This window comes from Castellaniella sp., assembly GCF_049651205.1.
In the GTDB taxonomy this organism is placed as follows: domain Bacteria; phylum Pseudomonadota; class Gammaproteobacteria; order Burkholderiales; family Burkholderiaceae_B; genus Castellaniella.
In genome coordinates this window covers 102,030-116,564 of record NZ_JBASBR010000018.1, presented here as the reverse complement: position 1 = coordinate 116,564, position 14,535 = coordinate 102,030, and the positions used below count along the sequence as shown (strand labels likewise).

Below are 14,535 nucleotides of genomic sequence, written 5' to 3'. Positions count from 1 at the left end.
CACTTAGGTGTCGAGAGAATGGTCCATTCCTTCCCAGCGGGGGCCGGGAACATGAATATCAAACAAATCCAGCACCCGGCACACAGTGTGATCGATCATGTCGTCAAGTGTGGCTGGGCGCATATAAAACGCCGGCAAGGGTGGGAAGATGATACCCCCCATCTCGGTGACGGACGTCATGTTGCGTAAGTGTGCCAGATTAAACGGCGTCTCGCGCACCATCAACACCAGGCGACGACGCTCTTTGAGCGTAACATCGGCCGCCCGGGTGATGAGGTTATCGGACAGCCCGTGAGCCACGGCAGCCAAGGTACGCATGGAACACGGCACCACCACCATGCCGGCGGTGGCAAAACTGCCACTAGCCAGCGTAGCGCCCACATCGCGCGGGCTATAGACATGGTCGGCCAGCGCATGCACCGCCGCGCGATCAAGGCCGAGTTCGTGGCGGATATTGAGCACCCCGGAGGGCGAAATCACCAAATGGGTTTCGACATCCTGGGTGCGGGCCAGGCCGAGCAGGCGCAGCGCATACTGTGCCCCGGTGGCCCCGCTGATGCCGACAACCAGACGACGTCTGGGTGTCACTCGATGGCCCCGGCTTCCTTCAGCACGGGGGCGAGTTCGTTGTTGGCATGCATTTCGTTGAGGATGTCAGTGCCGCCAATGAACTCACCGCTGACGTAAAGTTGCGGAATAGTGGGCCAATTGGCGTAATCCTTGACGCCCTGGCGCACTTCGGCGTCTTCGAGGACATTGACAGTAACTAGTTTGGTGACGCCAACTTCTTTGAGGATCTGGATGGCACGGGCCGAGAAGCCACATTGTGGAAACTGAGCGGTGCCTTTCATGAACAACACCACCGGATGGCTGGTGACGGTTTCACGGATAAAGTTCAGAACTTCGGATTGTGCTGCTTCGGTCATGGTGGTCTCTATAAAAATCAGGCCGGCCAGCGGCCCCAGGTAAGCCTTTCGATGCCGGCCAGATCAGTTTTCGTGGCCACATCGATAAACCCGCACGATACAAACAGGCGCTGTACTGCAACCGCCTGATCCCAGCCGTGCTCGACACAGAGTGCCGCCCCAGGTAGCAAGTGCCTGGGCGCCCCCTGCACAATGGCGCGCAACGCGTCAAGACCATCGGCTTCGTCAGTGAGTGCCGCACGAGGCTCGAAGCGAAGATCGCCCTGCCCCAGATGGACGTCCTGTTTGTCGATATAAGGCGGATTTGAAACTATCAAATGATAGCGCTCCAAACCCAACTCGGTATCGTACCAATTCCCTGGAGAAAACAATAGCGATGCCCCCAGTGCGCGTGCGTTCAATTGCGCCATGCTCAGCGCAGCCGTACTTTGATCGGTTGCTGTCACCCGGGCATCGGGGCGATCCAGCGCAATCGACACTCCGACAATACCGCTGCCGGTGCCTAAGTCCAGCACGGCAGGCGAGGCAATCCCGGCCAGCAACTGCAAGCCGAGCTCAACCAGCAGCTCGGTTTCAGGTCGTGGGATAAGCACTTCGGGGCCCACCTGAAAATCACGCCCCCAAAACTCGCGGTACCCAAGAATGTAGGCCATGGGCTCACCGGCCAGCCGCCGGGCCTCAAGTGCCTGATAGGCTGTTTGCGCCTCTGTAGAAAGCGGATCGGTGTCATGCGCAATCAGCCACGCACGCGACACACCCAGTATCTTCTGCCACAGCATTCGGGACTCCAGGCGCGGCAAAGTACTGGCAAGCACGTAATCACGCACATGATCAGCCATGGCGATCTCTTTAATCCAACGCCAGTGCGGCCAGCTGCTCGGTTTGGTACTCGGCCAGCAACGCGCGGGTGACCTCGCTCAGATCTCCGTCCATCACCTGGGCCAGCTTATACAGCGTAAGGTTGATACGATGATCCGTCACACGGCCCTGCGGGAAGTTGTAGGTGCGGATACGCTCGGAGCGATCGCCTGACCCCACCAGGCTTTTGCGCTGCGCGGCTTCACGGGCATGGATCTCCTGCTGCTGGCGATCTTTGAGGCGCGCAGCCAGCACCTGCATGGCTTTATCTTTGTTGCGATGTTGCGAGCGGTCGTCCTGGCACTCCACCACCAGCCCCGTAGGCAGATGGGTAATACGCACGGCAGAATCCGTTTTATTGATGTGCTGCCCCCCTGCCCCGCTGGCCCGAAACGTATCGATGCGCAAATCATTGGGATTGATCTGGATATCTGCATGGGCATCAGCTTCCGGCATCACTGCCACAGTGCACGCCGAAGTATGCACCCTCCCCTGGGATTCGGTCTCGGGCACGCGCTGAACCCGGTGCGCACCTGATTCGAACTTCAACTGCCCATACACTCCGTCACCCTGGATATGGACAATCACTTCCTTGTAGCCCCCCAACTCTGCAGGGCTCTCGGACATCAGTTCTGTGCGCCAGCCGTTGGTTTCGGCATAGCGCATGTACATGCGCAGCAGATCTCCGGCAAACAGGGCACTTTCATCGCCACCAGTACCTGCGCGGATTTCAAGAAATACGCTACGGTCATCATCCGGATCCTTGGGGATCAACAGAATCTGCAGGTCTGCTTCCAGCTGTTCGATGCGCGCGTCGGCACCCGCCAGTTCTTCCTCGGCCAAGGCCTTCATCTCGGGGTCGGCCAGCAATTCGCGCGCGGTGGCGTGATCGGCACAGGCCTTCTGCCAGGCATCAAAAGCACCCACCACGGGCTCCAGCTCTGCCCGCTCACGCGAGAGCTTGCGAAAGCGGTCCATATCCTGAGCACTGTCAGGTTCTGCCAGCATGGCATCGATTTCGGCCAAACGATGGCCGAGATGTTCCAGACGGTTGCTCATCGAACTTTTCATGCAGGGTTCCGGGGATTGATAAAGACATCGCCACGGACGGGGCTGCCCGCGCGATCAAGACGCAGAAAGCGAGAGCCGCTACCGGTGACGGGAGCCGGATTCTGGCAGCAGACGAGGCAAAAGGGACAACAGCTGGTCGCGCTCGGGGCCTTCGCTGCGATTAAGCGCAGCCATGGGCCCGTGCATATATTTATGACTGAGGCTGTAGGCCAGGTGTTCGAGTACGGCTTCGGGGTCGTCGCCCCTGGCCAGCAGACGGCGGGCGCGGTCGAGCTCGGCCTGGCGCAGTGCATCCGCACTTTGCTGGTAATTGATGATGGCCGGCACAATGGCGCGATTATTGAGCCAGTGCATGAAATGCTGCACCCTGGCCTCGATAATGGCTTCGGCCTGCACCACTGCGGCCCGACGGGCATCCGTGCCGGATTGCACCATGCGCCCGAGATCATCCACCGTATATAGATAGACGTCGGCCAACCGGCCGATCTCGGGTTCGATATCGCGAGGCACAGCCAGATCGACCATCACCATCGGACGATGACGGCGCGTACGGGCAGCCCTTTCGACCATCCCCAAACCGAGGATGGGCAAGGATGAGGCCGTACAGGAGACGACCACATCGAATTCGGCGAGATGCTCGGGTAAAGCCGATAGCTTCAGTGTACGGGCGTTAAATTGCGTGGCCAGGAGATCGGCGCGCTCTAGTGTGCGGTTGGCCACGGCCATCTGGCGCGGGTGCACCGCGGCAAAGTGCGTGGCACAGAGCTCGATCATTTCGCCCGCACCGATAAACAGCACATTGGCCGTGGAGAGATCGCCCAAAACACGCTCGGTCAGACGCACCGCAGCCGCTGCCATGGACACGGAATGTGCACCAATGGCGGTTTGCGAACGAACCTCTTTGGCAACCGAAAACGTGCGCTGGAACAACTGATGCAGCAAGGTGCCCAGCGTGCCGGCTTGTTCGGCCGCGCGCACGGCGTTTTTCATCTGGCCCAGGATCTGGGGTTCGCCCAGCACCATGGAATCCAGGCCACTGGCCACTCGAAACGCGTGCCGCACAGCATCGTTGTGCTGATATTGATACAGATGGGGGGTTAGCTGACCTGCCTCGAGGCGATTGAACTCGGCTAGCCAGGCCGGCAACTGCGTGCCCACACCGGGGTCGGCAGCACAGTAGATTTCGGTACGATTACAGGTGGACAGAATTGCGGCCTCGCGCACTGAGGCACCAAACGTAGTGCGCAGGGCAGCCAGTGCGGGCTTGAGGAGCTCGACCGGAAACGCCACGCGCTCGCGCACGGAAACCGGCGCGGAGGTGTGGTTCAGGCCAAAGGTAAGGACGTCGACGGACATGCCGCTGGAAATCTTGCAGGTGGAGACTTCAGCATTATAGGTCGGGATGCTCTGCTTGGGTGATACTTGGCACTTGGGCGGCTGCACACCAAAAAAAATTCGTGTATGATTCACCGTCTTGGCCCGGTAGCTCAGTCGGTAGAGCAGAGGATTGAAAATCCTTGTGTCGGTGGTTCGATTCCGCCCCGGGCCACCAAAATTCGTAATAAAATCAAAGGCTTACCATATTTTGGCAGGCCTTTTTTTTCGTCCCCAGTCGTGCCACACTGTCTGTAATGACCGAGCCAGTTGGGCCAGGAGCCTCCTGACTTCCGCCTCCTGCAAGCACCCGGCGAGCGCCACTACCGACCGTAGGGTGGTCTAAGCTTGACCTTCTTACGGTGTCAAGGTTTACCATCGACAACGGTCAGGATGCACCTGATATTATCTCTTCAGCGAGACACCACACCGAAACAATCCAATGGTATCGGCCGACCATCTGAAACGCGCGCTCATCGCCATCATCGTCACGTTCAGCCTGCTGTTCATGCAGCTGGCTGCGGCGGCGTATGTGTGCACGAGCGTCTCGGGGATCGCCCCCGGGTCGGCACCGGTCGTCACGGACATGGTGCCATGCAGCACTAACGCTCCACCAGGCTGTAACCACCTGGGTGCAACTCGCACGGCCCTATGTGATGCACAGGCCTACGCAAGCAACGAAGCCACGCCAGAGCTGCGGCTTCCAAAGCTCTCGGCGATTGCGCCAGCCACCTGGCTCATGGCGTTTCGCGTGGCACCAGAAGCAGACGCCTCCCGTCAGCCTCGTCCCCACCCATCCCCCGGCTTGACTCGGGCGATCTCCCCCTCCCTATCGATACGCAACTGCTGCTACCGGATTTGATCCACAGCCGCACGCTTGCCCACTGCTGATGCGTCCAACCGCCGTGCGCCGCATGGCGGGACGGCGACAAGCCAGTACAACGATCGCGAATCCACCACACAGACAGCCACGATGCTTGCTGTGCGATTCCCGATCGGCTCTCGATACATGGAGAAAGTATGGGCTTCATCCGGCAGTTTGGGTGCACTCGCTACGTCGGGCGTTGGGGCCGTGCTGCTTTCCGTACTCCCCTGCGTCCTCATGATGGGGCTATGCATGAAGATGATGCACCACGGTGATGACGGCAGTTGCGATACCGCGAATAAGACAATGAAGCCGCCTTCCCTACCAGTATTGCCAGCACCTGTGAACAACGCTGGGGGCTCACGAGTATGCGAGACGACATGCAGCCCCGCCACTCTGTCCGGGCAACAGGCTCCGACGCGACTGCCTGCACCCTCAACAAAACTCGTGGGACGATCGACATGAAAAGTTCTGAACACCTCAGTCGCCGGAGTTTTTTCGGCGCCACCGGCCTTGCGGCCGCGTCACTGATGACAGGGTTGCCATTGACGCGAGCCTGGGCCAGGCATTCGCAAAACGGTGCAGGCGTCGCCTTCGAACCGGACCTCGCCCTGGAACTCACTGCGCGCCCGCAAAACGTGGCGCTGCGCCCGGGATCTGCCACACCCGTCTGGTCCTACGACGCCAAGGTACTCAAGGGTGATGCAGCCAGTGTGCGAACGCACCCCCACAGTACCCTGGGCCCGACGCTCCATATGCGCCAAAGTCAGAAAGTACGCATCGATTTCGTGAATGAGCTCGATCAGCCCAACATCGTCAACTGGCACGGGCTGCACGTACCGGCTGACATGATGGGGCTGCCGCACTACGAAGTCGCACCCGGCAAACGCTACCGCTATGAATTTCAGGTGAATGACCGCGCAGGCACCTACTGGTACCACGCCATGGCGGCGGGCCACACGCCCGAGCAGGTGTACTTTGGCCTCGCAGGTCTGCTTATCGTGAGCGACGACGAAGAGGCCGCCCTCCCGCTGCCACGTGGCGAATATGACATTCCCATCGTCCTCCAGGATCGCACCTGGGGGCAGGATAACCAGTTGCATTATCTGGCAGGCACGGGCCCTGCGGCATCCCGCAAGCCGCAGACTGGCGACGGCTCGACCGGCCAGGGCGGCATGATGGGTGGCGGGATGATGCCCGGCGGCATGGGCAGCATGATGACACGCATGATGGGCTTCTTCGGCGACTCGATTTTCGTGAACGGCCGCCCGGCGCCACCCATAGAGCTTGCCACCCACGCTTATCGCCTGCGGGTTCTGAACGCCTCCAATGCCCGCACCTACAAGCTCGCCTGGAAGGACGGCCGCCTCCTCACCGTCATTGCAACCGACGGCGGCCTACTGCGCGAACCTGTGCACAAGTCCTACGTCATGCTCACTCCCGGTCAGCGCGTCGAGCTCTGGGCTGACTTTAGTGGCGACGCCGTGGGCAGCGACCTCAGCCTCATGAGCGAGTCCTTCAGCAGCATGATGAACATGGGCGACATGATGAGTGGCAGCGGCCTGATGGGGATGATGGGCGGCATGATGGGGGGCGGCAACAGGATGAGCATGTCTTCGCTTCCGGACGGTGCGGCCTTTCCCATTCTGACGGCGCACATTGCGCACAAGGTAGGCAACGATCTCAGGCTCCCGGCTCATCTGTCGAACTTCGAACGGCTGAGCGCGCAGGACGCCATCAATCAGCGCGACCCGAGATCCTTTCATGTCACGATGGGCCACATGCAATGGGGATTCAACGGCCGCAGCTTCAAGATGAACTCGGTCGCACCGGACGAAATCGTGCGGCTGGGGACGACCGAAGTCTGGGAATTCGTCAACAGCCCGATGATGGCGCACGCCATCCATCTGCATGGCTTGCAGTTCCAGGTGCTGGAGCGCACCGGCAGCCCGCGCAATGCGGGGGTCACCGACGGCTACGTGGACGAAGGCTGGCTCGACACCGTGCTCATCATGCCCGGGGAGCGGGTGAAGCTCATCATGCGCTTTGCCGACTTCACGGGCCTGTACGCCTACCAGTGCCACATGCTGGAGCATGCTGCCGCAGGTCTCATGCGTGACTACGAGGTGCAGGCCTCGCGCGTTTCCACTTGAGGTCGTCCGCATGAATTCACTGCTGCTTCTACAAGCTTTGCTGGCCGCGGGTGCTGGGCTGTTGCTCAACCTGACGCCATGCGTACTGCCCGCCGTGCCGCTCAAGGTGCGCGCGGTACTGCGCGAGGCTGGCGAGCGCCAGGCCGTGCGTCTCGCCTCTGCGGCGCTCTTTACTGCTGGATCGGTGCTCTTCTTTGGCGGCCTGGGACTCGCATCTCCGTGCATCAGCTCAAGATCGATGCAGGCGAACGCCTCGTCGTACGGGTTCAGGCCTGCAATGACCAAGGGATCTGCCTTGCGCCGGCGACGATCCCCGTGACCGAGGGTCAAACTTGACCGCGGCACCCGTACAACACCCTGAAAACAGAACCCCTGCCGGATGACGATAGGGGCCATATTCCGCGAATCATATCTTTCAACCGCTGTCCGAATCACCTCAAAAGGAGCACTGCATCATGCACACAATCAAGAAACTGGCATTGGGCCTGGTGCCGCGTCCAAGGCGTACGCAAGCTTCTGAATACCGTATCAGGAAAGCAGGCTGCACGAAACGTCATCGCTGGATCTGCGGCAGGCCCTGTTCAGTTGATGTGATCACGCCCCGGGAAGGTTACTGCTTTGTCGCAGGTTCTTGAACCTTGTCTGCATATTTGGCCGGTGGGCAGCAGCACTGCAACAGCGATAGCAATCCACAGAGGTAAGAGCACAGATACGCGTTTGGACTTCATCATGAGCAACACCCTCCTTCTTGGATGGACGGGCACGGCACCGACCCGTACGAGCAGAACACGCAGCAGTCTCCCGGCTTTGGTTTCAGCAACGTCTTGCATTGCCCACACTCATAAAAAAACTGGCAGGTATCCACCGGCATGGTCTCCCGCTGCATATGACCACAGTGGGGGCAGGTAACGACAGATTCAAAGATGATCGGAACTTCCATGGCTATTCAATGGGGAGAAACCATCCATGAGGCGTTAGCATCGGCGACCGAAATCTCAGCATCGGCGCGCAACCCCAATGGCAACGCCCGCAGCCTAGTCCTTGACACAATGGGAAGGTCAACTCACCTTCACCTTGCCCGCCATCCCGGCTTCCATATGGCCAGGAACCAGGCACGCAAAATCCACCGCACCGGGTTTGTCGAACGTCCATACCAGCCCGCCGATCTTGCCAGCTGCGAGCATGATCATATTGGGCTCGGTGTGCTTCATCCCTGACATCTTCTGCATTTCGGCAGCATGCGCCTTTAGGTCTGCCATGGTGCCGATCACCATTTCATGCGGGATCTTCCCAGTGTTCTTCACAAAGAAACGGATGGTCTCGCCCACTTTCACCGGGATTTCACTCGGTGTGAATCGCATGGAATCATCCATCGTAATTTCGATCGTGCGGGTGACCTTTGTGGGATCGCCGGGTCGCCCGATGGCAGAATCCGCTGCCGACATGGTGGACATGTCATGCCCCGGCATACCGTGAGCGGGCGCTTCATGCCCGCCCGAGTGCCCACCAGTTGCCCAGGCAAAGGCCGGCAGGACGCTAAGCACCAGGATGGTCAAGGGTTTTTTCAGCACGAAATTTCTCCTGAAAACTTGGTTGAATGAGCGGCCAACGGCTCCTGGTGTCTGATGCAGGTCTACACTTCGAACAAGCGCGACTCTTCACATAATATTCCACGCGTTTCCGGTATGATCGACATCCGAAATCTTGGTGAAGTTATCGACCAAGCTGCAGGGTATGTCACAAAACCCAGCTTGCTAGATTTGGGCCTCTTCGCTCATGCGGACACTGCAGCATGCAAGGTCTGCCAAATCGGCGTGTCGGTCGTTCTCCGCTTGGCCAGCTTGATCCAGAATATCGGCCCGAGATCCAGTAAATGTCGCCGACCGCCAGCAGGTGTACCCGCTGGTTCAGCGGGACACCACGCCTGCGCGTTCGCGCTGACTTCACAGGCCGTATCGCAACACATCGTGTGCGAGAGAACCGACTTGGTCATCCCAGAAACGACCGATCAGTGAGTGAAGCTCTCAATCAGGTCAGAAGTTTCCCACAACACTGGACCGGCAAAGCGGGCTACTTGTGTTCAGTCAGTCGAAGTCGAATATTTCACCCCACAGCGACTTCTTCCGGCGACCCTGAGGGTAGCGGTCACGGTCACCGTGATACTGGGGTGCCTGCTGCGATTGCGGCCGTGCCTGAGACACCGTCTGCTGCGCCGCAGGCATTTCGCCGACGCTGCGTTCGATGAGCTTATCGAGCTCTCCTCGATCCAGCCAGACCCCGCGGCATTGCGGGCAATAGTCGATTTCGATGTTCTGGCGCGAAGACATGACAAGATTCACGTCGGGGCAGACTGGGCATTTCATGTTCGGTTGCTCCGTGTTGACTAAGTGGTTGAGACACGCCGGGATGGCATTGGTTCCCGGCCTGCACGCCTGGCACCATGCGCCGACAGAAAGAACCGGGGGATTCGCAAGGGGCCTGCTGAATCAGGTGTCCCGCCGCACTGAAGCGGTCGCTTGACGGGCCCGCGCTCTGTGCGCCAAAAGGCTGCCCGGGATCACAACCAGCAGCACGCCCAGCACTTCAGCGCATACCTTGACGAAGGTAGAGGGCTCGCCCAGGTAGCGGACAAAAATGACGTCGGTCACCAGCATGCCGCCCGCGATCCAGCCCAGCAAGCCGGCCCCCAATATCACGACCAGAGGGAAGCGGTCGATGACCTTCAGCACCAGGGTACTGCCCCAGATGATGATGGGCACGCTGAGTATCAGGCCGAACACGACCAGACCGATCTGGTGATCCGAATGCGCGCCCTGCGCCGCTCCAGCGATGGCGATGACATTATCCAGACTCATGACGAGGTCGGCGACGAGAATCGTGCGTACGGCGGCCGCAACTGATGCCCCGCCGGCCACATTCGCATGTGCACCATCTTCCGGCAGAAGCAGCTTGATGCCAATCCAAAGCAGCAGCAGCGCACCCACCACCTTCAGGAACGGAACAGCCAGTAGCGTCAAAGCAAAAGCGACCAAGACCACCCGCAGGCCTACGGCACCTGCCGTGCCCCAGAGGATGCCCTGCATGCGGCGACGCTTCTCCAGGTTACGGCATGCCAGTGCGATGACCACCGCATTGTCGCCACCCAGCAGAATGTCGATAAGAACGATCTGAAATACGGCAGCCCAACTGAGCGTTTGCAGGAGTTCAAGCATAAGGAATCAGAGATTTATCGTTAGCGAAGCGAGAACAGTTGCCAAGGCCAACCTCAGCAGTGAAATCTTGATCAACATCCTGAATTCCCGCGTTTCTGCCGTGGGTATTTTCGCACGGTAATTGCCGACTCGGCATCGGACATGTAACAAGTCGACCTCTGAATGGTGACACCGGCCGGCAGCTAGCGCACGGCGGACACCTTCCTTCTCACCAAAAAATTTTTATCGTATTAAACATGTATATGATATGATTGACACAGATGTGTAAGAGAGGTGCATATAAGACTTCATGCGCATTGGCCAGCACCCCACGCACATCACCCAATAGTCAACACATCAAGGAGCAAGGGATGATCCACTTTGTATTGCATGACGCCAATGATTGCGTCGCAGTGGCAGTGATCGAGGGGATCGAGGCGGGCAAGAACATGACCGCCTGGATCATGGATGACGACAAAATGATGAAACTCGATGTCACCCAGCCGATCCCCATCGGCCATAAGGTGGCTCTCAAAGACATGGCGGTAGGCGACACCGTGATGAAGTACGGCGTTGATATCGGCAAGGTGGTAGCCCCCATCAAAAAAGGCGAGCACGCCCACGTCCACAACATCAAGACCAAACGCTGGTAAGACGGCCCAAACGTCTCGGCACGCAGACCGCTGTCTCTGGGCCCTGGCTCGCCAGCGCTGCCCGCGCGCCCACCCTACCTATTTTCAGAACGGAGCAACAACCCCATGCTGAGTAAAGATTCCACCTTCTTCGGTTACCGGCGTGCCAACGGCCGGGTCGGCGTACGCAATCACGTCATCATCTTGCCGCTCGACGATCTCTCCAATGCTGCCTGCGAAGCCGTTGCCCACAACATCAAGGGCTCCCTGGTCATCAACCATCCTTATGGCCGGCTGCAGTTTGGCGCCGATCTCGAGCTGTACTTCCGCACGCTTATCGGGGCGGGTTCCAACCCCAACGTGGCCGCTGTGGTGGTTATTGGCATCGAAAACGGCTGGACGCAAAAGATTGTCGAAGGCATTGCTGCCACGGGCAAGCCGGTCACCGGCTTTGGCATCGAACGCCACGGAGACCACGAAACCATCATGAAAGCCTCTAAAGTTGCGCGCGAATACGTGCAGTGGGCCTCCGAGATCAAACGTGAAGAATGCAAGATCAGCGAATTATGGGTGTCCACCAAGTGCGGCGAGAGCGACACCACCTCCGGTTGCGGCTCCAACCCCACCGTTGGCAACGTCTTCGACAAGCTGCATGGGCTGGGTGCCACCTTGGTATTTGGTGAAACCACCGAGCTTACCGGTGGCGAAAACTTCGTGGCGGATCGCTGCATTAACGACGATGTTCGTAAGCGCTTTCAGTTCATGTTCGACCGTTACCAAGAGATTATTGATCGCAACAAAACCTCGGATCTGTCAGATTCACAGCCCACCAAAGGCAATATCGAAGGAGGCCTCACGACGATCGAAGAAAAGGCCATGGGCAATATCCAGAAAATCGGCAAGAAATGCACGGTGGATGGTGTGCTCGATAAGGCGGAAACACCCTCGCACCCGGGGCTTTGGTTCATGGATTCGTCCTCAGCCGCGGCCGAGATGGTTACCCTCTGCGCAGCCTCGGGCTACGTTGTGCACTTCTTTCCCACGGGCCAGGGCAATATCATCGGCAACCCAATTTTGCCGGTGATCAAGCTCACAGCCAATCCACGCACGGCACGCACCATGAGCGAGCATATCGATTTTGACTGCTCACCCTTGCTGCAACGTGAAATGAATCTCGACGAAGCAGGCGACCAGCTGATCGACATCATGCTGCGCACCGCCAACGGACGGCTCACCAATGCCGAAACGCTGGGCCACAACGAGTTCGTGATCACGCGTCTGTATGAAAGCGCATGACGCCAGGCCAGTCGGCCAGTAACTGTGCGCGGTGCTGCAATCATGCAGCACCAGTGCGACACACCTCACAGGTCTCGCCCGACGATGCAGCAGCGCCAAGCCCCGAACCGGCATCCAACACACTCCCATTGGATGCCGGTTTTTGCTGCAGAATGCTGGTTTTATATGGATAATGGGCGCCATGATGGATACTCCAGACACCACACTGCCTCAACTATCCCCCACCGGCACGCCCCTCTATGCGCAAGTCAAGCATGCTGTCCTGAACACACTGGCCAGCGGTGAATGGAAGCAGGGCGAAGCCATCCCATCCGAGAAAGTACTATCAGACCGCTTTCGGGTCTCGATTGGCACCTTGCGCAAGGCGATTGGTGAACTGGTCGCCGAGAATATCCTGGTGCGCCACCAGGGCCGCGGTACTTTTGTAGCCATCCACACGCGCAATCAGCATTTCTTCAAGTTTTTCAGAGTAGTCGCGCATGACGGCACCAAGGCCTATCCCACTACGCAACTGCATCGGTTTCGACACCTGCGCGCCAATAAAGAGGCACGCGAGAAGTTGCAGCTGGGTGCCGGCAGCTACGTCTTCGAGTTTCTAAATATCCTCAGCCTTGAGGGCCAAAAAACCATTATCGACGTGATCACGGTGCCCGAAACCTTGTTTCGCGGGCTCACGGCCGAGCAGTTGCACACACGACAAAGCACGCTGTACAGCTTTTACCAGAATGTATACGGCATCAACGTCATCGCGGCTACCGAACATCTGCGCATCGTAACGGCTTCGCAAGAATTTGCCGACTTGCTGGGTCTCAGCCTGCCACATCCGCTGCTGCAAATTCGTCGGGTGGCATATTCCTATAATGGCCAGCCCATCGAATGGCGGCTCTCGCACGTGAATACAGATGCCCACGATTACGTCGGACTCGATCACGAATCCCACACATAGTCGGACGCCATCAGCCACCTGCTGGCCATTTTGGGTATCTACGGTACAGTGGAATGAGGGCTCAGGGGGTTACTAGTGGAAGCCCCGATGTCCCCCTGACCACCAAGTCGGCATCCAGCTCAGTATGATCCGACGGCGCCAAACCCTCGAGACGATTAACGAGATAGTCTGCTGCCAAGCGGCCCATTGCAGCGGATGGCACACGAACGGTTGTCAGCGCAGGTACCAGGTTGCCCGAAATGGGCAGATCATCAAAACCCACAATAGACAATTGCGCCGGCACATGCAGACCCAGCGCTTGCGATTCAAACAACGCACCCATGGCCAGAATATCGTTGCCGCAAATCAGCGCACTGGGGGGATTGGGCAATTGCCAAAGATGCCGCAGGGCTTCGCGGCCTTGCCGGATATCATAAGGGCGCTCCAGAAAATATTCGGGCGGGATCTCTAGCCCACGTTGAGCCATTGCCTCTTGTACGCCACGAATCCGCATACTAACCCGATCATTATTCCGGTTCATACCGGCCAACAAGCCAATGCGCCGATGCCCTAGATCGAGTAAATAATCAGTGAGCCGGTATGCAACGGCACGGTTGTCAAACCCAATGCTGGGGTGTTCTGAGTCGGGAGAGTATGACCAGGTCGTGACATAAGGCAAACCCCTATTCTGAAGCAGATGATAGAGTTCTGGCGAGTGAGCACTACCGACCAGCATGAGCCCGGCAACACCATGCACAGTGAGCGCCCGTGTTTCACGCAACTCTTCGTGTTGGTCATAATTGAACGATGCCACTAACAAAGAGAAGTTTTGCTCTGCCAGACGCCGTTGCAGGGCGTTGATACAGCTTGCAAAAATCGCATTATCCAGGGTGGGGACGACTGCGCCGATAGTGCGCTGGTGGCCGGAAGCCAAGGCACGGGCAGCACCATCAGGCAGGTAACCAAGTTGGTCGATAGCGGCGGTAACCCGCTGCAAGGTTTCACGTCGTACCGTATCGGGCGCGTTGAGTACTCGCGATACCGAGGCCGTTGAAACACCCGCCAAACGGGCCACGTCAGCGAGCATGGGCTGACCTTTGCCTGATGAATGTCTTTTGCCACGTCCAGACACGGGCTTGACTACTATTTCTGGCATATAGGAAATACCTTAGACAAAGATATCTTTATCAAAAACCATAAGCTCAAATCAAAGCTCCCAAATCCTATAAAACGGCTCGGAGGCA

Annotated in this window: 16 protein-coding genes and 1 tRNA gene; 7 read left to right on the top strand and 10 right to left on the bottom strand. The window is 58.4% G+C overall.

All coding sequences use genetic code 11. From position 1 onward, the window contains the following. Positions 1-3: 3 nt before the first annotated feature. From WA928_RS11995 to hemA, 5 genes are all read right to left on the bottom strand, one after another. The gene (locus tag WA928_RS11995) at positions 4-588 is read right to left on the bottom strand and encodes a UbiX family flavin prenyltransferase (RefSeq protein WP_417252499.1); all 585 of its coding nucleotides are present in this window, start codon (positions 586-588) and stop codon (positions 4-6) included. Then, positions 585-926: a Grx4 family monothiol glutaredoxin gene (grxD, locus tag WA928_RS11990; RefSeq protein ID WP_417252498.1), complete on the bottom strand. Its 342-nt coding sequence runs from the start codon at positions 924-926 to the stop codon at positions 585-587. The genes WA928_RS11995 and grxD overlap by 4 nt, the downstream gene beginning before the upstream one ends. 17 nt (positions 927-943) lie before the next feature. Next, the gene (prmC, locus tag WA928_RS11985) at positions 944-1,765 is read right to left on the bottom strand and encodes a peptide chain release factor N(5)-glutamine methyltransferase (protein WP_424303854.1); all 822 of its coding nucleotides are present in this window, start codon (positions 1,763-1,765) and stop codon (positions 944-946) included. A 10-nt stretch (positions 1,766-1,775) separates the two neighbouring features. Continuing rightward, positions 1,776-2,855: a peptide chain release factor 1 gene (gene prfA, locus WA928_RS11980; RefSeq protein WP_424303851.1), complete on the bottom strand. Its 1,080-nt coding sequence runs from the start codon at positions 2,853-2,855 to the stop codon at positions 1,776-1,778. A gap of 78 nt (positions 2,856-2,933) precedes the next feature. Continuing rightward, positions 2,934-4,211 (bottom strand): glutamyl-tRNA reductase, encoded by a 1,278-nt coding sequence (gene hemA, locus WA928_RS11975; RefSeq protein WP_424303848.1) that lies wholly within the window; start codon positions 4,209-4,211, stop codon positions 2,934-2,936. 120 nt (positions 4,212-4,331) lie between these two features. Between hemA and WA928_RS11970 the strand changes: the two genes are divergently transcribed. The 4 genes from WA928_RS11970 to WA928_RS11955 all read left to right on the top strand — a co-directional run bounded on the left by WA928_RS11970 (position 4,332) and on the right by WA928_RS11955 (position 7,566). Continuing rightward, a tRNA-Phe gene (locus tag WA928_RS11970) sits at positions 4,332-4,407 on the top strand. A gap of 264 nt (positions 4,408-4,671) precedes the next feature. Continuing rightward, on the top strand, positions 4,672-5,091 hold the full coding sequence (locus tag WA928_RS11965) for a hypothetical protein (RefSeq protein WP_424303845.1): 420 nt from the start codon (positions 4,672-4,674) through the stop codon (positions 5,089-5,091). Positions 5,092-5,555: 464 nt separating this feature from the next. Next, on the top strand, positions 5,556-7,247 hold the full coding sequence (locus WA928_RS11960) for a multicopper oxidase family protein (RefSeq protein WP_424303842.1): 1,692 nt from the start codon (positions 5,556-5,558) through the stop codon (positions 7,245-7,247). 10 nt (positions 7,248-7,257) lie between these two features. Continuing rightward, complete coding sequence (locus WA928_RS11955) at positions 7,258-7,566, top strand: hypothetical protein (RefSeq protein WP_424303839.1); 309 nt, start codon at positions 7,258-7,260, stop codon at positions 7,564-7,566. 408 nt (positions 7,567-7,974) lie between these two features. On the opposite strand, the gene WA928_RS11950 is transcribed toward WA928_RS11955, so the two are convergent. The 4 genes from WA928_RS11950 to WA928_RS11935 all read right to left on the bottom strand — a co-directional run bounded on the left by WA928_RS11950 (position 7,975) and on the right by WA928_RS11935 (position 10,459). Then, positions 7,975-8,187, bottom strand: coding sequence for a GDCCVxC domain-containing (seleno)protein (locus WA928_RS11950; protein ID WP_424303836.1), 213 nt, complete (start codon positions 8,185-8,187; stop codon positions 7,975-7,977). 118 nt (positions 8,188-8,305) lie between these two features. Further along, on the bottom strand, positions 8,306-8,815 hold the full coding sequence (locus WA928_RS11945) for a cupredoxin domain-containing protein (protein ID WP_424304046.1): 510 nt from the start codon (positions 8,813-8,815) through the stop codon (positions 8,306-8,308). A gap of 516 nt (positions 8,816-9,331) precedes the next feature. After that, positions 9,332-9,610 carry a zf-TFIIB domain-containing protein gene (locus tag WA928_RS11940; RefSeq protein WP_424303833.1) on the bottom strand — a complete coding sequence of 93 codons (279 nt, stop codon included), beginning with the start codon at positions 9,608-9,610 and terminating at the stop codon, positions 9,332-9,334. Between the two features lie 123 nt (positions 9,611-9,733). Continuing rightward, on the bottom strand, positions 9,734-10,459 hold the full coding sequence (locus WA928_RS11935; RefSeq protein WP_424303830.1) for a TerC family protein: 726 nt from the start codon (positions 10,457-10,459) through the stop codon (positions 9,734-9,736). 350 nt (positions 10,460-10,809) lie between these two features. On the opposite strand from WA928_RS11935, the gene WA928_RS11930 reads away from it, so the two are divergent. The 3 genes from WA928_RS11930 (at position 10,810) to WA928_RS11920 (ending at position 13,312) form a co-directional block, all read left to right on the top strand. Then, positions 10,810-11,091 carry a UxaA family hydrolase gene (locus tag WA928_RS11930; RefSeq protein WP_424303827.1) on the top strand — a complete coding sequence of 94 codons (282 nt, stop codon included), beginning with the start codon at positions 10,810-10,812 and terminating at the stop codon, positions 11,089-11,091. 105 nt (positions 11,092-11,196) lie between these two features. Continuing rightward, positions 11,197-12,366, top strand: coding sequence for a UxaA family hydrolase (locus tag WA928_RS11925; protein WP_424303824.1), 1,170 nt, complete (start codon positions 11,197-11,199; stop codon positions 12,364-12,366). Positions 12,367-12,547: 181 nt separating this feature from the next. Then, positions 12,548-13,312: a GntR family transcriptional regulator gene (locus tag WA928_RS11920; RefSeq protein ID WP_424303821.1), complete on the top strand. Its 765-nt coding sequence runs from the start codon at positions 12,548-12,550 to the stop codon at positions 13,310-13,312. A gap of 61 nt (positions 13,313-13,373) precedes the next feature. Here WA928_RS11920 and WA928_RS11915 read toward each other — a convergent pair whose 3' ends face one another. After that, entirely contained in the window at positions 13,374-14,378 is a 1,005-nt protein-coding gene (locus tag WA928_RS11915; RefSeq protein WP_424303818.1) for a LacI family DNA-binding transcriptional regulator, read from the bottom strand. Between the last annotated feature and the right edge of the window lie 157 nt (positions 14,379-14,535).